The organism is Bradyrhizobium sp. 170, assembly GCF_023101085.1.
Lineage (GTDB): Bacteria > Pseudomonadota > Alphaproteobacteria > Rhizobiales > Xanthobacteraceae > Bradyrhizobium.
On sequence record NZ_CP064703.1, the window covers coordinates 1,306,886 to 1,324,384 of the forward strand.

The 17,499-nt window shown below is 61.4% G+C and carries 19 protein-coding genes; 3 read left to right on the top strand and 16 right to left on the bottom strand.

Annotation, left to right across the window (positions count from 1 at the left end; all coding sequences use genetic code 11):
• The first annotated feature begins 24 nt into the window (after positions 1 to 24).
• Positions 25 to 924 carry an NAD(P)-dependent oxidoreductase gene (locus IVB05_RS06250; RefSeq protein WP_247783547.1) on the top strand — a complete coding sequence of 300 codons (900 nt, stop codon included), beginning with the start codon at positions 25 to 27 and terminating at the stop codon, positions 922 to 924.
• A gap of 138 nt (positions 925 to 1,062) precedes the next feature.
• Here the strand turns inward: IVB05_RS06250 and IVB05_RS06255 are convergent, their stop codons facing one another.
• The 3 genes from IVB05_RS06255 to IVB05_RS06265 are packed head-to-tail and all read right to left on the bottom strand — an operon-like array spanning position 1,063 to position 4,223.
• On the bottom strand, positions 1,063 to 1,920 hold the full coding sequence (locus tag IVB05_RS06255) for a MaoC family dehydratase N-terminal domain-containing protein (RefSeq protein WP_247783548.1): 858 nt from the start codon (positions 1,918 to 1,920) through the stop codon (positions 1,063 to 1,065).
• On the bottom strand, positions 1,917 to 3,047 hold the full coding sequence (locus IVB05_RS06260; RefSeq protein ID WP_247783549.1) for a CaiB/BaiF CoA-transferase family protein: 1,131 nt from the start codon (positions 3,045 to 3,047) through the stop codon (positions 1,917 to 1,919). Before IVB05_RS06260 ends, IVB05_RS06255 begins: the two co-directional genes overlap by 4 nt.
• A 9-nt stretch (positions 3,048 to 3,056) precedes the next feature.
• Positions 3,057 to 4,223 (bottom strand): acyl-CoA dehydrogenase family protein, encoded by a 1,167-nt coding sequence (locus IVB05_RS06265; RefSeq protein ID WP_247783550.1) that lies wholly within the window; start codon positions 4,221 to 4,223, stop codon positions 3,057 to 3,059.
• 123 nt (positions 4,224 to 4,346) lie between these two features.
• On the opposite strand from IVB05_RS06265, the gene IVB05_RS06270 reads away from it, so the two are divergent.
• On the top strand, positions 4,347 to 5,270 hold the full coding sequence (locus tag IVB05_RS06270; protein ID WP_247783551.1) for a LysR substrate-binding domain-containing protein: 924 nt from the start codon (positions 4,347 to 4,349) through the stop codon (positions 5,268 to 5,270).
• A 343-nt stretch (positions 5,271 to 5,613) separates the two neighbouring features.
• Here IVB05_RS06270 and IVB05_RS06275 read toward each other — a convergent pair whose 3' ends face one another.
• The 5 genes from IVB05_RS06275 to IVB05_RS06295 all read right to left on the bottom strand — a co-directional run bounded on the left by IVB05_RS06275 (position 5,614) and on the right by IVB05_RS06295 (position 8,780).
• The gene (locus tag IVB05_RS06275; RefSeq protein WP_247783552.1) at positions 5,614 to 5,991 is read right to left on the bottom strand and encodes a PRC-barrel domain-containing protein; all 378 of its coding nucleotides are present in this window, start codon (positions 5,989 to 5,991) and stop codon (positions 5,614 to 5,616) included.
• Between the two features lie 222 nt (positions 5,992 to 6,213).
• Complete coding sequence (locus IVB05_RS06280) at positions 6,214 to 7,119, bottom strand: complex I NDUFA9 subunit family protein (RefSeq protein ID WP_247783553.1); 906 nt, start codon at positions 7,117 to 7,119, stop codon at positions 6,214 to 6,216.
• An 86-nt stretch (positions 7,120 to 7,205) separates the two neighbouring features.
• The gene (locus IVB05_RS06285) at positions 7,206 to 7,439 is read right to left on the bottom strand and encodes a hypothetical protein (RefSeq protein ID WP_247783554.1); all 234 of its coding nucleotides are present in this window, start codon (positions 7,437 to 7,439) and stop codon (positions 7,206 to 7,208) included.
• A 98-nt stretch (positions 7,440 to 7,537) separates the two neighbouring features.
• Positions 7,538 to 7,744, bottom strand: coding sequence for a DUF3072 domain-containing protein (locus IVB05_RS06290; RefSeq protein ID WP_247783555.1), 207 nt, complete (start codon positions 7,742 to 7,744; stop codon positions 7,538 to 7,540).
• 157 nt (positions 7,745 to 7,901) lie between these two features.
• On the bottom strand, positions 7,902 to 8,780 hold the full coding sequence (locus tag IVB05_RS06295) for an MBL fold metallo-hydrolase (RefSeq protein WP_247783556.1): 879 nt from the start codon (positions 8,778 to 8,780) through the stop codon (positions 7,902 to 7,904).
• A gap of 422 nt (positions 8,781 to 9,202) precedes the next feature.
• On the opposite strand from IVB05_RS06295, the gene IVB05_RS06300 reads away from it, so the two are divergent.
• On the top strand, positions 9,203 to 9,679 hold the full coding sequence (locus IVB05_RS06300) for a MarR family transcriptional regulator (RefSeq protein WP_247783557.1): 477 nt from the start codon (positions 9,203 to 9,205) through the stop codon (positions 9,677 to 9,679).
• 62 nt (positions 9,680 to 9,741) lie between these two features.
• Here IVB05_RS06300 and IVB05_RS06305 read toward each other — a convergent pair whose 3' ends face one another.
• From IVB05_RS06305 to IVB05_RS06340, 8 genes are all read right to left on the bottom strand, one after another.
• A complete protein-coding gene (locus tag IVB05_RS06305) occupies positions 9,742 to 10,941 on the bottom strand; it encodes an adenylate/guanylate cyclase domain-containing protein (protein WP_247783558.1) in 1,200 nt (399 codons plus the stop codon).
• 161 nt (positions 10,942 to 11,102) lie between these two features.
• Positions 11,103 to 11,456: a VOC family protein gene (locus IVB05_RS06310; protein ID WP_247783559.1), complete on the bottom strand. Its 354-nt coding sequence runs from the start codon at positions 11,454 to 11,456 to the stop codon at positions 11,103 to 11,105.
• Between the two features lie 24 nt (positions 11,457 to 11,480).
• On the bottom strand, positions 11,481 to 11,876 hold the full coding sequence (locus tag IVB05_RS06315) for a VOC family protein (RefSeq protein WP_247783560.1): 396 nt from the start codon (positions 11,874 to 11,876) through the stop codon (positions 11,481 to 11,483).
• Positions 11,873 to 12,193 carry a helix-turn-helix domain-containing protein gene (locus IVB05_RS06320; RefSeq protein ID WP_247783561.1) on the bottom strand — a complete coding sequence of 107 codons (321 nt, stop codon included), beginning with the start codon at positions 12,191 to 12,193 and terminating at the stop codon, positions 11,873 to 11,875. Before IVB05_RS06320 ends, IVB05_RS06315 begins: the two co-directional genes overlap by 4 nt.
• 46 nt (positions 12,194 to 12,239) lie before the next feature.
• The gene (locus tag IVB05_RS06325; RefSeq protein WP_247783562.1) at positions 12,240 to 13,751 is read right to left on the bottom strand and encodes an FAD-dependent monooxygenase; all 1,512 of its coding nucleotides are present in this window, start codon (positions 13,749 to 13,751) and stop codon (positions 12,240 to 12,242) included.
• Between the two features lie 576 nt (positions 13,752 to 14,327).
• Positions 14,328 to 14,720, bottom strand: coding sequence for a PaaI family thioesterase (locus IVB05_RS06330; protein WP_247783563.1), 393 nt, complete (start codon positions 14,718 to 14,720; stop codon positions 14,328 to 14,330).
• 56 nt (positions 14,721 to 14,776) lie between these two features.
• Positions 14,777 to 16,051 (bottom strand): cytochrome P450, encoded by a 1,275-nt coding sequence (locus IVB05_RS06335; RefSeq protein ID WP_247783564.1) that lies wholly within the window; start codon positions 16,049 to 16,051, stop codon positions 14,777 to 14,779.
• Between the two features lie 27 nt (positions 16,052 to 16,078).
• Positions 16,079 to 17,350: a cytochrome P450 gene (locus IVB05_RS06340; protein ID WP_247783565.1), complete on the bottom strand. Its 1,272-nt coding sequence runs from the start codon at positions 17,348 to 17,350 to the stop codon at positions 16,079 to 16,081.
• Between the last annotated feature and the right edge of the window lie 149 nt (positions 17,351 to 17,499).

The following is a 17,499-nucleotide window of genomic DNA, read 5'->3' on the forward strand; positions in this document are numbered from 1 at the left end:
CAACGACGCACGAAAGAAACGCAGATGACAGGCAAGCGTGTGGTATTTACCGGGGGAACCGGCAAGGCCGGCAGGCACGTGCTGCCGCACCTGAAGAGCAAGGGTTACGACCTTCTCAATGTCGATCTCAAGCCGTTCGATCACCCCGGCATCGGCACCCTGATCGCCGATCTGACGGACAGCGGCCAGGCCTTCAACGCCCTGACCACGCATTTCGGCTTCGACCGTTTCGAAGCCGGCAAGCCGCCGGTAGCGCCTGACGCCGTCGTGCATTTTGCCGCAATACCGCGGGTACTGATCGAGCCGGATAACGAGACGTTTCGCGTCAACACGATCAGCACCTACAATGTCATCGAGGCCGCGGCAAAGCTCGGCGTCCGCAAGATCGTGATCGCCTCCAGCGAGACCACCTACGGTGTCTGTTTTGCCGAAGGCGACAAGGATTTCAGAAGTTTCCCGCTCGAGGAAGACTACGACACCGATCCCATGGACTCTTACGGGCTATCCAAGGTCGTCAATGAAAAGACCGCGCGCGCCTTCGCCATGCGCTACGGCATCGACGTCTATGCGCTGCGGATCGCGAACGTCATCGAGCCGCATGAATACGACATGTTTCCCGGCTTCCTGGCCAATCTGCCGTCGCGAAAACGCAATGCCTGGGGCTATATCGACGCCCGCGACCTCGGTGAGATCGTGCATCTGGCGATCCAGAAGGACGGGCTCGGCTTTCAGGTCTTCAATGCTGTCAACGACACCGTCACCGCCAACATTCCGACCCGCGAGGTACTGAGAACCTATTGTCCCAACGTCCCGCTCACCCGCGAGCTCGGCGATTACGACGCGCCGCTCTCGAACCGGAAGGCGCGCGAGGTGCTGGGATTCAGGGAGGCGCACAACTGGCGGAAATACGTCAAGGCCGGATAGCGGCGGCGATACTTCATCGCCGCGTCGATCCTTCCTGCATAGCTGCCGGGGGCGCCAAGTGCACTCCGGGTCAAAGGCGATAGTTTGGGGTAACCGGCGCGCATCGCCGCCTTGCGCGCAAAGCGGACAGTGCAGCCCTCACCACGTCGCCGTGCCCTTCATCGTCGGCTGGCCCTCGGCATTGGCGATCCACAGTTCCATGCCGGCGCTGGTTTCGTTGGCGTTGATCGAGAACTCGCCGCCTTCGAACAAGGGCTGCACGCCGCGATAGCTGAACTTTTTCGGCGCCGAGTCACCGTGAAGCTTTGCGGCGAACTCGACGATCAGCGCCGCCTGCAGCGGGCCGTGGAAGATCAGGCCCGGATAACCCTCGACCTTGGTGACGTAGTCTCGGTCGTAATGGATGCGGTGGCCGTTGAAGGTCAGCGCCGAGTAGCGAAACAGCAGTACGGGATCGCTGACGTGGCTTTCGCGATGCTTTGCGACGGGCGGCGGCGGTGGAGGGGCCTTGGCTGATGCGGCTGGCGCCGCGCCACCCATGTCGCGATAGACGATGTCCTGCCGTTCGCGGATCGCTGTGCCGCGCGGCGTCGTAATCGTGTGTTCGACGGAGACGAAGCACAGCACGCCGGTCGAGCCGGTCTTCATCGTCACGTCTGATATCCGCGAGGTGCGCGTCGTCTCGTCGCCGACGCGCAGGGGCTCGATGAATTCGATTTCGCCGCCGGCCCACATCCGGCGCGGCAGCGGCACCGGCGGCAGGAAGCCGCCGCGGGTGGGGTGGCCGTCGGGGCCGAGCTGCGACATCGGAAATACCGGCTGCGCCAGGCACCAATGCGTGGTCCACGGCGCGGGGTCGCCTGTCGTGGGTTCGCCGATGTCCTGGAACAGCGTGGCGCGCAGGCCCTTCACGAGCTGCGCGGTGACGATGTCGGTCGCTTCGGTGCTGCGGCCGATCCATTGGCGCAGATGATCGAGGTTTAGAGCTTCTGTCATGACTGGTGGCTCTGGACATGAGGAGCTTTGGGAAGTTCAACGTGGTCGCCGATCCCGGGCACGGCGCCATAGTGCCTGTCCTCACCGACGAAGATCGCGGCCGGCGCGGCGTAACTTACCTTGCCCTTCGGCGTATCAACTTCGATGCGGCGCAGATGCGGATGCACGGCGAGATCGGCCATGGTGTTCACCTCGGCAAACGCAATATCAGCGGCGTCCAGGCGCTTGAGCAGATCGACCCGCGTCATCGAGGCAAAACTGTCGGCCACCGTCTTGTCGGTGAGTGAACGGTTGCGCACGCGCTCGACCATGTTGGCGAAGCGGGGATCATTGGGAAGGTCGGGTTGATCCAGCACCTCGGCGCAGAGCTTCTTCCATTCGCGCTCGCTCTGGATCGAGATCAAGATGCCCTTGCCATCCCTGGAATTGAACACGCCGTAGGGCGCGATCGAGGGATGGGCCAGCGCCATCCGCTTCGGCGGATTGCCGGCTTCCGAATTGATCAGCGGCACCGCCATCCAGTCGGCCATCACGTCGAACATCGAGATCCTGATGTCCGCGCCCTTACCGGTGCGTCCGCGCGCGATCAGCGCTTCCAGGATGGATGCATGCGCGGTGGCGCCGGTCGCGATATCGACGACGGAGATGCCGACCCGCGACGGCCCTTCCGGCCCGCCGGTGATCGAGGCCAGCCCGCTCTCGGCCTGGATCAAGAGATCGTAGGCCTTGCGATCGGCATAAGGACCGTCATCGCCATAGCCCGAAATGGTGCAACAGATCAGCGCCGGATAATCTTTTCGCAGGCGCTCCAGCGAGAAGCCGAGCTTGTCCATCGAGCCCGGCTTGAGGTTCTGCAGCAGCACGTCCGCGCTCGCGATCAGCTCTTCCAGCGCGGCGCGGCCCTCTTTGGTGGCGAGATCGATCACCACGGAATTCTTGCCGCGGTTGAGCCAGACGAAATAGCTGCTCTGGCCCTTGGCTGCCGCATCATAGCCGCGGGCGAAATCGCCTTCGGGCCGCTCGACCTTGACGACATGCGCGCCGGCATCGGCAAGCCTGGAGCTGCAGAACGGTGCTGCGACCGCCTGTTCGACGGAGACGACGATCAATCCCTCTAACGGCAACATCTGATGTTCTCAGTAGGAGCGGGGCAGGCCGAGCACATGCTCGGCGACGTAGGACAAGATCAGATTGGTCGAGATCGGCGCAACTTGATACAGCCGCGTTTCGCGGAACTTGCGCTCGACGTCGTATTCTTCCGCAAAGCCGAAGCCGCCATGGGTCTGCACGCAGGCATTGGCCGCTTCCCAGGAGGCGTCAGCCGCCAGCATCTTGGCCATGTTGGCCTCGGCGCCGCAATCGAGCCCGGCTTCGTATTTTCGGGTGGCTTCCTTGACCATCAGCTCGGCCGCGCGCATCGCGGCGTAGGCCTTTGCGATCGGGAACTGGATGCCTTGGTTCTGGCCGATCGGGCGGCCGAACACGGCGCGCTCCTTGGCATAGTTGGTGGCCTTTGCGATGAACCATTTGGCGTCGCCGATGCATTCGGCCGCAATGAGGATGCGCTCGGCGTTCATGCCTGACAGGATGTAGCGAAAGCCCTTGCCTTCATCGCCGATCAGGTTTTCGGCCGGCACCCGCATGTCGGTGAAGAACACTTCGGTGGTGGCGTGGTTCATCATGGTGCGGATCGGGCGGATTTCGAGGCCGTTGCCCTTGGCCTCGCGCATGTCGACGATGAACACGGACAAACCATCGGTACGCTTCTTCGCCTGTTCCTTCGGCGTGGTGCGCGCGAGGAGGATCATCAGGTCGGAATGCTCGGCACGGCTGGTCCAGATCTTCTGGCCGTTGACGATGTAGTGGTCGCCGTCGCGCTTGGCGACCGTCTTCAGTGAGGACGTATCGGTGCCGCTGGTCGGCTCGGTGACGCCAAAGGCCTGCAGCCGCAATTTGCCGCTGGCGATCCCGGGCAGATACTTTGCCTTCTGGGCATCGTTGCCGTGCCGCAGCACGGTGCCCATGGTGTACATCTGGGCGTGGCAGCCGCCGCCGTTGCAGCCCGCGCGCTGGATCTCCTCCAGGATCGCGGCCGCGGCCGAGAGCTTCAGCCCGGAGCCGCCATACTCCTCGGGGATCAAGACCGAGAGGTAACCGGCCTCCGTCAGCGCGTCGACGAACTCCTTCGGGTACGCCATCTGGCGGTCCAGCTTGCGCCAGTATTCGCCGGGGAACTGGGCGCAAAGCTTTGCGACGGCGTCGCGGATGTCGTGGAATTCGTCTTGTTGTTCTTGTGCGGTCATTTGATTTTCTGGCGATGGATAGGGGTTGATGTCAATTGCCTGACGGTCGGTTGTGAAACCAGCGCCGGTCTCCTATGCTGAATTGTTATAGCGTATGAACCTGCCTTCGAAGATTGGCAAGCGATGGATATCAGGCAGCTCAGGACCTTCAGTTGCGTGGCGGAGCTCGGCAGCCTCAGCAAGGCCTCCGACACGCTGCGGGTGGCGCAGCCGGCGCTGAGCCGCCAGATCAAGCTGCTCGAGCATGAACTGCGGGCCGAGCTGTTTACGCGGAACGGCCGCGGCATGGTGCTGACCGATGCCGGCCGGCTGCTGCTGGCGCGAACCGCCGGCATCGTCCGGCAGATCGACCAGGTGCGCGACGAGATCCAGTCCTCGGGCGGCCCGCCCTCGGGCCGCGTCGTGCTCGGGCTGGTGCCGACGGTGAGCTGCGTGATTTCGGCGCGGCTCGCCCGGCGCACCGTCGACAGATATCCGGGCATTTCGCTCTGCATCGTCGAAAGCTACAGCGGCCATCTGATGGAATGGCTGCACCGCGGCGAAATGGATCTGGCGCTGATCTACGGGCCGTCGAGCGACCTGCATCTGACCGTGCAGAGCCTCGGCCGCGATCCCATCGTCGCCGTGGGGCCGCGCGGCAGCGGGCTGTCGCAGAAGAAGCAGGTCGAGATCGGCTGGCTGCTGCGCCAACGCCTGGTGCTGCCCAGTCATTCGCACGGCCTCCGGGCGCTGATCGAGCAGGCGGCGGCGAAGAAGAAACTGAAACTCGACGTTAAGCTGGAAGCGGATTCGTTTCGGGTGCTGACCAGCCTCGTCGAGGAGGGGTTGGGATACACGCTGCTGCCGCCTTCTTCGGTGCGCCACGAAGTAGCCTCCGGCCGGCTGGAAACGGCTGCGATATCAAAACCGTCGCCGATGCGCGAACTGACCCTTGCTTCTCCCATCGACCATCCCGGCTCGACTGCGATCACGCTCGTGAGCGAGCTGCTCCGCAGCGAACTGACCGCCTGCCGCGAAGAGGGCCTCTGGGACATCAAGCTCGCCTGAGCCGATGTGAGGGCCTTAAGGATTGGCTTAGAACAAAACGGTCCAGCCCGGCATTCTCATCTGGCTACAGCAGTCATGCCGCAATTGTATAGGGCGGGGCAGGCTCGCCGGAACGATGGCTGTGGGCTCGAAGCTGCCGATACGCGATGTCTGTTATCCGGTCCCTGGCAGGGGTAACCGGACATCGGGCGCAAGGTTGAGTTACGAATGGCCCGTCGTGGACATTGAGGTCTGGTGTGCGCGACCTGTCGGCCACCTCACACCGACCCCAAGGCTGGTCGACCAGTTCTTCATTGACTGAACTGGCACTGACGATCGAAAATTTCAGATGCGCTGCCTGGCGCTATAGGCCGCGTTGCGCGTCCCAGTACGTAGGCGTCCCATAATACTGATGGGTGCGCGCTTCCCAGTCTCTATCCTGCCAGGAGTCATCACTGAACTCAGGCGCATCCTTGAGCTGTTGCTCGGTGATACTGGTTCGAAAACCACCAAGCGACGTATCATATGTCAGAGCGCCCCAGGGGATCGGGTAATGGCTGTGGCCTAACCCAACAAATCCGCCAAAGCTCATGACGGCATAGGCCACCCGACCCGACACCTTGTCGATAATGAGGTGATCAATCTCACCGATATTCTTTCCACCTGCTTCATAAACCTCGGTTCCATGAATGTCTTCGCTTGAGATGCATTGATGATCCGGATGGGCTGTTGCGCGGGCCATGGCTATCTCCCTCATTAGTTGGTTTTGTCCACTTAACTCCGCCGCTAAAGGGTCGTTCCTAGCAAAGTAATTCTGAAATCCGATTTCGGTCCCGCGGCCGTGCGTTGCAGGGGCGTGACAATCGAGAGCCTCCGGTTTTTACGCCGGGGATTCTCTTGGGTTCTAATTCGATCTCTAATTTCTACCTAACAATACAGCTATAGAATTCGTTCTCCGGCTCAATCACCCCTGTCTGGCAGAAGCCAGCACAATCTCTATGTCCCTCGGCTCAATGCCGAGAGCGTCAAAACCGGGATGCCTGCCAGAGGCGACGTTGTCCTGGGTCATAAGCTCGACCTGGTTCGATGTGACGGGAGTAGCAGGTAAGAATTCACCGGCAAAAGCGAGCATCTTCCACACGGTAATGGGCATTGGCGCGAGGACGCGCCGGATATTCAGGTAATTGCAGATCGCCTGAAGCAATTCCCTGTAGGTGTAGGTGTTGGGACCGGCTAACTCGTAAATCATTGCCGGCTCGGCGGCGTTGAAACAGCGCGCAATCGCCTCCCCAACGTCTTCCACATACGCGGGCTGAAGCGCAGTCTGACCGCGTCCGAACATCGGAAAGACGGGAAACATCCGTAGCATCTTCATGAGCGGGATTAGAAATGCATCATCCGGCCCAAACATTGCTGAAGGACGGATAATCGTCGCCCCGGAGAACGCAGCCCGTACCGCGGACTCGCCCTCGCCCCGGCTTCGAATGTAGGACGAGTGTGACTGCGCATCGGCGCCAATTCCGGAAACGTGGGCCAGGCGCTGCACGCCTGATCCTCGTGAATATTTTGCCACTCTCGCAGCAGCTTCGACGTGCACGGAACGAAACGTGTCGCTGCCGCGCTCGACATAGAGGCTTACGGCGTTGACGACAGCGAAAGCGCCAGCGACAGCGCTAATCACCGATCCATCGTAGCCGACATCGGCTTTAACAACCTCCAGTCTCGATGACCTATCGCGAAAGACCTGAGCTCCCCGCTCTGGATGCCGTGACGCAACCCTGACCTCGAAACCGTGGTCCAAAAGGTGTTGTACGACGCGCCGGCCCAAAAAGCCGGTACCGCCAAAGACAGTCACTTTTCGGCTAGTCATCCCGGTTCAACCCGACTGCAAGCTTGACTCGACGACTCCGCACCGCCTCGGCGTGATAGCCGCCGCGAAAGGTTTCCTCCGCTGCTTCACGAGCGATCGCGAAGATCGGTCACACCTTCTTTTTGAGCGCAGTGGTCGCAGCAATAATAGGTGCCATTCTTTTCCAGGCCGTGTCCGACAATGCGCGTTCCACAATGCTCGCACGCCGGCGCCAAGGCGTGAATTGCGCACTCGAAACTATCGAACGTGTGCGTTTTGCCGTTCATCACAACCTGAAACGCCTTGTCGTAGTCATTGCCGCAGGTTTCGCATGTCGCCATTTTTTCCTCCTTCACGCCGCACGGCGTTGCGAGTTCGAACTGCCCTTGACCAACCTGGCGCGTTGAACTGCCGGCGGCGAGACTTCCTCCTGCAGTTCCTATTCGACACCAGCCTTTTTGCGCATCTCGTCAATGAGCTTGGACGCCTCCGCCTTGGTGAGGTCCTTTCTGAAGGTAAGAGGCTGTTGTGCCTGTTCTGACAGGGTCTGCAGGTAAGACGCTTGGGCGTCGGTCATCGGCCCGTCCCCTGACACCCAATCGTCGGGGGACTTACGAATGTTGGCAGCGCTTTCCTTGTTACTCATGGCTGTCTCCTCGCGCTGAAAACGGACGAGTTCACTAATTGTTCCTACGCGAGGGCTACGTTTGCATCAGCCGCGCGAATGACCCAAGGAGGAGATGCGCCCCGTGCGGCTTTGATCGATCGCCGCCGCTGTCACGGTGCCGCCCGTCAAGTTGCGGTTAGCCCATTCCGGCCGAGTAGTTGAGCGGCACATAGGTGTATGTTCTCTCGCCGTCGCGGCGCACTTGGCCGAGACCCGGAAACGAGATATGCGCTCCGCCGATCAGGTAGCCTTGGTCTGCCGCATCAGCGAATTGGCGCCAGTGCTCTCGTTCGGCGTCGGCGACGTCCACGTCATAGCCGATCGTAACGGCAGGGCTGTCGAACTGCACCGCGGCCACATGGACGATGTCGCCCCAGAGCAGCAGTCGCTGTCCCTTGCTCTCGACCATATACATGGTGTGTCCGGGCGTGTGGCCATAGGCGGCGCGCGCCCGCACGCCGGCGACGAGATCGGTATCGCCGTCGAATACGGCGAGCTTGCTGGTGCGCATGTACGGGGTGAGCGATGCGATGGCAGCCTGAAAGAACCGCTTCGCGTCGGCGGGGGCCGCTTGCATATTGGATTCGCTCAGCCAGTAATCGGTATCCCGTCTGTTGACGCGCACGACCGCGTTCGGAAATGTGAGTTCCTGTCCCGTCATCAGGCCGCCGATGTGGTCGGCATGCAAATGCGTGAGATAGACTTCGTCGACCTGCTCCGGCTGATAACCGGCCGCGCGGAGGTTGCTTGCAAGGTGGCCTGCGCCCGGTCCGAGCAATGATCCGGCGCCGGCATCGATCAAGATCAGCTTGCTGCCGGTATTCACCAAAAAAGAATTGTGGGACGTCTCGACGACATCGGCGAGATAGCCGCGCTTCAGTGCGGCTTCGATTTGAGCGGCATCGCCACGCAGCAACCTGGTTGCCGGGAGCCTGTTGCTGCCATCCGAGAGCACTGTCACTTCGAAATCGCCGAGCATCAGCCGATAGAACGCAGGCGCCTGACGTCTGACCATCGGCACGGCTGCGAATGACGGTGCGTGCCGGCATGAAACAAGCCGTGCAAAGGCAACTCGCTGCCAGAAAAAGGCGGCGTGTGACGTTTACGCCGCCAGCCTGATCGGTTGGCTGCACACGGCCTGAGTCGCGTGCTGCGTCGAACAAGCGATCGAGGGTCGGGCGAGATGTCTGTTCTGCCATGGAACGTTCCTCTCAATCATGGTGGCGACCCGTTTCATTGAGCCGCGGAACCTGCCGCTCTGCCGGCAACGGCATCGCTGTGGACGCTGCGGCGGCAGGAGCCGCGAGCTTTGTTTGGGCCGCGCTGCGACATGTGGTTATGATAGTATAATTATTATGGCTATATACATTCCATCCGATCCGGCATAACCATGCGCGCATGGGTGCGCGGATGAGGAATGGCCGACCGAAGAAACCAGTGAAGGGTGATGCGCAACGGTGGGCAGAGCTGGCCGACTGTATGCTCGTCATCGCGCGCGAAATCCAGTTTCGCGGCTACAAGGACCCGCGGGCGGTGTCACTCACCGCAACCGAGGGGATGGTCATGCGGTACATGCAGGACCATCCGATCGCCGCCCCCAAGCAGATCGCCGCAGCCGTTGGACTCCAGCGCAGCAATCTTTCGACGCTCATGGCCGGCCTCGAGAGGAGGGGTCTGATCGAGCGCACCATGTCGGAAGGCGATCGGCGCGGCGTCACGGTCCGCCTCACGGAGGCCGGACGCCGCAATTATATGATCGTCCGGCGCGAATGGGCGGCTGCGGTCGCCAAGGCAGCAGAAAATGACACGCGCGGCCTGGAGGGGACCTTAGGCCTGCTCAAGGACATTGCGGCTGGTCTCATCGCGATGCGACCAGAAACGCCAGGCCGGGACATGAGCCGCGCGGAAGCGTGACACGACACGGGACTCCGTGTTCGTTCGACCCACGATTGAACGACCGGCGACAGGATCGGCATTCAGCCGTGATACGCAAACAGCTCGATTGGGTCGTTGAAGCCGCGGACCGGATGTTCGCCGACGTGTTCGAGATCGAAATCGCGTTCGACGAAGTCGGCAAACGCGCGGGACAGCAGCACCGTTCTGCCCAGTTGTTTGGTGAGGGTTTCGAGACGCGAAGCCATGTTGACAGCAGGGCCGATGACGGTGAAGTCGAGCCGGCTGCGCGACCCGATATTGCCGTACATGACGTCTCCGACGTGGACGCCGATGCCGTAATTCAGCGGCGCACGACCGGTTTCGCCGTTCTTTTCGTTCAGGGCAACCATGGCCTGACGGGCCTCGGCCACGGCATGCAGCAGATTTGCGCAGGCTTGAGGCTGGCTGAGCGGAAAAATGGCGAGCAGGCCGTCGCCGATGAATTTCAGAATTTCCCCGCCATGTCGCGCAATCGGCTCCGACATCGCGTCGAAATAGCCGTTGAGAAGATCAATGACGTCATCGCGCGGCCAGTTGTCGGAAATCTTGGTGAAATCACGGAGATCGCAGATCATGATGGCGGCGCGTACCGTCGTCCCGCTTCCGCGCCTGGTGGCGCCGGCCAGAATGAGTTCGCCGGCATGCGACCCGACATAGGTTTCCAGCAGCGTTCGCGCCAGGCGATTCTTCATACGGATTTCGCTGACCAGCGCCAGAACCGGCAACAGCTTCAACAGGCGGGCGATGTGCGCGTTGTCGAAACCTCCCGGCCGGTCGGTTGCAAAAGTCACGATATGCCGCTTGCCGAGCGTATGGTACAGCGGCCACGCCACATAGTCGGTCAGGCCTTTCGCCCGCATCTCGTCATAGATGGCGTGCTTGCGGCCCAGCGATGGATCGCGTTCGAGATTCTCGCGCACCTCGGTGGCACCGTCATGGATTTCGTTGGCGGGACTACCGATGAATTCGGATCGCTCCCTGACATCGTAGTCAACTCGCGCAAGCTCGGCCTCGCGCATCCCGTCGGCCCACATGATCCGGGCGCCGAGCCATTGCGGATGATGGATCAGGAGATGAAGCGTCGCCCGCTTGACGGGAATGCCGGCTCGCTGGAGCCGGAGACACAGCTCGGCGAAAATATTGTCAATGAAGCGCTCATCGCGTGTGTCATTTGTCAGCCAGTGCACAAGGTCGCCGTCGGAATGCGCAGGGACGGGATCGATGTTTGGCGGCGCGTTCATATCTTGCTCCCGGGCGGTGACCTGGATCGACGGTACAGGATATGTCGTGTCTCCGCTCGGCGACGTCAACGGGAGTCCGCCGCAATCTGCTTGCGCATATCGAAGCGATCTTGACCTCGGTGTTCAACAAACCGGTCCTGATAAAGGAGGCAGACCCACCTTCAGCCAACCAGGGTCAAAAGGTTTCCGGCAGCGTCTTCGAAATGCGCGAGCGTGCCACCCCATTCCTGCTTTTCAGGTGGAGCAGTAAAGTGCACGCCCTTCGCCACAAGTTCGGAATACGTGGCTTGAATATCCTCGACTTCTATCGAACACCCCACGTAGCGGCCTGCAAGGTCTCGCTCCTTACGGTCTTCCTCTGAAGACACGTCTTCGACAATCAACACGGGACCGAGATCAAATCCGATCGCCTTGTTCTCGTGCTCCCACAGTATATCCAATCCTAGAATTTGAGCGTAGAACTTCCTGGCGGCTGCCAGCTCGGTCACGAGCACCCTGACATAACGCATGCGCATCGACGCCTCCAACGATTGGAGCTCTTACTTTCCTTCGATCATTTCGACGAGCTGAATGAGATTGCCGCATGTATCATCAAAGACGGCCATTCTGACCGTGCCTGCGTCCATCGGCTCGACTGTGAATTCGACACCAAGCTGGCGCAATCTCTCGAACTCCTTCTTGAGGTCATCCACTTTGAAGGACACGGCAGGAATCCCATCGTTCACGAGCGCAGATTTGAATGGCCCGGCGGCAGGGTGCTCGCTCGGCTCGAGCAGGAGCTCGGTTCCTTCCGGTGCCTCCTTCGACACGACGGTCAACCAGCGATGCGCGCCCATCGGGATATCGTGCTTGACGATGAAGCCCAGCTTCTCCGTGTAGAAACTCAAGGCTTTGGCCTGATCGTCAACCAAAACGCTCATGACATAGATCCTCATGTCGCACTCCCTTTTTTCAGATGCTTGTTGAGCCAGGCAGCGGCTGCCTTTCGCAGGGGCGCATTGTCGAAGGTGTGCATTTTGGTGCGCCCGCTCCAATGCGTCTGGACAAGTCCAGCCTTCTCCAGCATGTCGAGGTGCTGCGAGATCGTTTGTCGCGACAGGCTTCTGCCATCCTCTGCAAACGACGAAGCGCAGATCTCAAACAACGACTGCCCGGGACGCTTCGCCAGGCGATCAAGGATGCGCCGGCGCAAGGGATCACCGAGCGCCTTGAAGACATTGTCGAGCTGGTCGTCGTCCACGCCAAATAACATGCAGTAATTTGACTGCATGTTAAGCTGCGCGTGAAAACCTGCGCGGCTACGCCGCGGCAGGCGGTCCGAACCAGGTGGTTAGCGCGTCAGCGAGTCCCAACTGGGCTGAATCACCCACCCAAGCCACATATCCATCGGGCCGGATCAGCACCGCGCCGGGAGCAGTGACCGTGCCAAACACCGGAACCTCCCACGCACCAGCGTATTTGGCGTCGATCAGCTTAACCCGATCCGCCCGTGGCGTGATGTCGAGGGCGCCGGGCTCACCGAGGTTGAGCAGCACCGGCCGGGCATCGTGCAGCAGGGTGAAGACCCGCAGCGGGCCATTGGCGGTGACGAGGTCGAGATCGGGCACGCGGCGTCCGAGCAGCGGATGTCCCTCGCCGAGGTCGTAATGAATGTCGAGGCCGGACATGTCAGCGGCTAACCGTTTGCGAGGCTCGTCCATGGGCAGCAGCTCGGAGATGGTCTCGCGCAGGGCGTTGGTGCGGTCATCTGTGCGGAGCAGCGCGACTTGCGCCATCGTGTTGCGCAGCACGCGGGCGGCGATCGGGTGCCGCTCGGCATGGTACGTATCGAGGAGGCTTGCCGGCGAGGTCTTCCTGACGACCTGGGCGAGCTTCCACCCCAGATTCACCGCATCCTGCACACCGAGGTTGAGGCCCTGTCCGCCCGCCGGGTAATGCACGTGTGCGGCGTCGCCGGCCAGCAGCACGCGTTCTTTGCGGTAGGAAGCTGCCTGCCGAGCCATATCGGTGAATCTCGAAATCCAGGTCGGACTGTGGATCCCGTAATCGGTCCCGTAGACGGCGATGAGCGCCTCGCTGAGATCGCGCAAAGTGGGTTCGCCGGCGGGCCCGACGTGCCGTTCGGTCACCATGACCCGTACCGGGCCTCGATCCATGTAGACCACTTCGCCGCCGCGGATCTCGTACTCCACCCGGCCGAAGCCATGGACGCCAAAGGCATTGCGGTGGATGCCCCATTTCGGCTCCTCGGCCAGTTCGACCTCGGCGATCAGGTTGCTGACGGTCGGATCCCATCCCGGGAACTCGATGCCGGCTGCCTTGCGGATCAGGCTGCGTCCTCCGTCGCAACCGACAACATACTCCGCCCGCAGCGACTGGCCGTCGGACAGCTCGACATCCACGCCGGTATCGTCCTGCGCGATCCCGGTCACCTCAATTCCGCGATGGATCGTGACCACCAGCTCCCCGACCCAACCGGCCAGGATGCGCTCGATATGGTTCTGCCACAGCCCGAGCCCGTAATTGTGCCTGGTGGGAAAGTCGCTGATGTCCAAAGCGATCCCGGCGAACGCAGCCACCTGCGCCACCTGTCCCTCCGAGAGGAACCGATCGGCGATGCCACGCTGATCGAGCACCTCGATCGTGCGCGCGTGCAGACCACCCGCGCGCGAGCCAGCGAGCTCCTGGCTGGCGCGCCGTTCGACAATGGCGACGTCGACGCCCGCCAACGCCAACTCGCCTGCCAACATCAGTCCCGTCGGACCTCCGCCGACGATCGCCACCGCGCGCCTGGTCTTTGCCGCACCCATTTCGTCCGTCCGTAGCAATTGCTTCGGCCGGCGTTGTACGGGATGCCCGGGGTCTTGAAGCAAGCCCCTTGCGCGCTACATATCAGTGTGGGGAGATTGGTGTTCTGCGTTCCGGTTATTTCCGCGGTAGAGCTGAGAGTTACGGAAATGGTTTTGCGGTGCTGCCCTCTGGCCCGAAACCGACCTGTCGAACCGATCTGATGATGCAGTCGATGGGGTAGGGCGGACCTCAACCCCGGATCGCGTATGCCGTGATTGCTCCGATCAGGAGCCAGAGAGCTATCCCGATAGCACATGCCAGACTCGGGCCGACACCAACGCGAAACGTTGACAGGCGCGTGAATGACCATGATGCCCCGAGGGTTTGAGATGCACCTATCGGGAGCACGCGAAGAAGCCCGAAGGAGAGGATTGGGAGGAGCCAGCTGGCTGTGAGGTACGCGGCCGACCAGAAAAGAAATTCGCCAAATAGCTCGACGATTATTCGTAGTACGAATTCACCCATCTAATTTTGCTCTGCACAGAAACTCGCTGCCGCAAATTTTGACCACCTCACGCCATCCAGGATTTGCGGGTTCACGCCCGGAGCTGCAGCAACTCGCCCGGTAAATCCATGGCGCGCATCGTGGAGGTGCCGAATGCGCACAGCGTCTCGGACGTCTCGCTTCTGGAAAAGACCTCGACGGTGGCAACGCCGATCGACCCCGACATCTTCAGGGTTTTGGCGCGGGCGATGAGTTCGATGCCGTCGGCGGGGCTGAGGAAGTTGACCTTGATCTCGACGGTGACGCCGATCTTGCCTTTGGGGAGACCGGAAGTGATAGCGATCCCGGCGGCGTGATCGGCCAGGGCTGAAATGATGCCGCCGTGAAAATGCCCGAAGAACTGCAGGAGGTCGTCGCGACGCGCAAGGGCGATTTCGGCATGCCCGGGCTTGATGGCGACGATGCGGAAGCCCGCCGCGGCCATAAAGCCCCTGGCGTTGATGGCTTCCGCAAGCTCGGGCGGATTTAGCTCAGTGCCCGTCATCCGGGAATGCGCACCGGGAGCTGCTCGATGCCGCGCACGAAGCTGGAGTAAACCCGCTTCGGCTCGCCGACCACTTCGATGCGGTCGAAGCGTTTCAGCATTTCCTGCCAGACGATTTTCAGCTGCAACTCGGCGAGCCGCATGCCGACGCAGCGGTGGATGCCGAAGCCGAACGACAGATGGGTGCGGGGGCGGGCGCGGTCGATGATGAATTCGTCGGGACGCTCGATGCCTTCCTCGTCGCGGTTGCCCGAGACGTACCACATCACGACGCGGTCACCCTTCTTGATCTTCTTGCCGCCGATCTCGGTATCGACCAAAGCGGTGCGGCGCATATGGGCGAGCGGCGTCTGCCAGCGGATCACTTCCGGCACCATGGAATCGATCAGCGCAGGGTTCTCGCGCAGCTTCTGGTATTGATCCGGGTGCTCGTTCAGCGCCAGCACCGAACCGCTCATGGTGTTGCGGGTGGTGTCGTTGCCGCCGACGATCAAGAGGATGATGTTGCCCATCAGATTGTCGGGATCCATGTGTCGCGTCGCGTCGCTATGCGCCATCATCGACAGCAAATCGTTGCGCGGCGGCGCGTTGACGCGCTCGTTCCAGAGTTTTGAGAAATAGGCGTAGCATTCGTCCATCTCCTGGCGCCGCTGCTCGGGCGATTCCACGACGCCGCTCTTGGGCAGCGCGGTCGAGACGTCGGACCAGCGCGTCAGCTTGCGCCGTTCCTCCCACGGGAAATCGAACAACGTCGCCAGCATCTGCGTGGTCAGTTCGATCGAGACGCGCTCGACGAAGTTGAAGGTCTCGTTGCGCGGTAGGTCGTCCAGCACCTTTTGCGAACGCTCGCGGATCAGTTTTGCCAGCTCATCCAGATGCGTCGGCGTGAACATCGGCGACACCGTCTTGCGCTGCGCCGAGTGCCGCGGCTGATCCATTGCGATGAAGCTCGGATAGTCATAGCCGGGCGGCACGTCACGGATCGAGATGCCACCGAGGGTCGAGTCGGAGGAGAACATGCCGTGGTTGGTATCGACATGCATGATGTCGTTGTACTTGGTGACCGACCAATAGGGCTCGATCGGCGAGTTGGTGCAGTAATGCACCGGCTCTTCCTTGCGCAGCCGCTCGAACCACGGCCACAGCGTGTCGTTCTGGAACAGTTTTGGCGCACCGGGATGAAAGTCCTTCAGCGGCGTCGAATAGGCCTCTTCGCGCGCGGCGCGCAGAAGCTCTTTCTTGTCGGCTCTGATGGCGGTCTGGACGTTCATGGTCGATTATCCCAAGTGATAGGGGCTTTAGCCGGCGATCCGGACCGGCAGGGTCTCGTAGCCTTTGACAAAACTCGAATACACCCGCTTGGGTTCGCCGACCACCTCAATATTCTCGAATCGCTTGAGGATTTCTTCCCATATAATCTTTAGTTGTAGCTCGGCCAGCCGGATTCCGACGCAACGGTGGATGCCGAAACCGAAGGAAACGTGGGTGCGCGGCCGGGCGCGGTCGATGATGAAGTCGTAGGGACGTTCGATCACGTCCTCGTCGCGGTTGCCCGAAACGTACCACATCACGACCTTGTCACCCTTCTTGATCTGTTTGCCGCGGAACTCGATATCTTCGAGTGCGGTGCGGCGCATATGCGCCAGCGGTGTCTGCCAGCGGATCACCTCCGGCACGAAACTGTCGATCAGCTCGTGATTGTCGCGCAGCTTGCGGTATTGATCGGGATTCTTGTTCAGCGCGTAGATGCTGCCCGACAGCGTGTTGCGGGTGGTGTCGTTGCCGCCCACGATCAGCAGGATCAGGTTGCCGAGGAAGTTCTTCGGGTCCATGTCGCGGGTGGCATCGCTATGCGCCATCATCGACAAGAGGTCGCTCTTCGGCGGCTGGCTGATGCGCTCGTTCCAGAGGCGGGCGAAATAGGTCGCGCATTCCATCAGCTCGGCCTGGCGTTCGTCCTCGGTGGCCACGAGGCCGCCGGGGCCGGGAAGGGTGGTGGCGATGTCGGACCAGCGCGTCAGCTTGCGGCGGTCTTCCCAGGGGAAGTCGAACAGCACGGCGAGCATCTGCGTGGTGAGCTCGATCGAGACCTGGTCGACCCAGTCGAACACGTCGTTCTTCGGAAGGTTGTCGAGGCATTCGGCGGAGCGCTTGCGGATGTTGATCGCGAGCTGATCGAGATGGGTCGGCGTGAACATCGGCGCCACCGTCTTGCGCTGCGCGGAATGGCGCGGCTGGTCCATGGCGATAAAACTTTCGCGGCGCAGGTCCGGCGCGACGTCCCGGATGGTGATGCCGCCGAGGGAAGCCGCCGACGAGAACACCGCGTGGTTGGTCTCGATGTCCATGATGTCGTTGTATTTGGTCACCGACCAATACGGCCCGAACATGCTGTCCTTGCAATAATGCACCGGGTCTTCCCGGCGCAGCCGGTCGAAATACGGCCAGAACGAGTCGGTCTTGAACAGCTCGGGATGGCTGACGTCGAAATCACCGAGCGGAATCGACTGAGCCCTGTCGCGCGCGGCGCGCAGATGGGAATCTCCGGCGAGATCGATGGTTCCGTGCATGGACGCCCTCCCTGACTGTTTCCCGCACCGAAGCTGGCCGGGCGATGTTTTACCCTATTACATCCCTAGCCGTGCGCCGGCGCAAGGGCGAGTTGGGTGCATTTGGCCGCATCGATACCGCCGCCCGGCCTTGGGCCAGCCGGTGCATT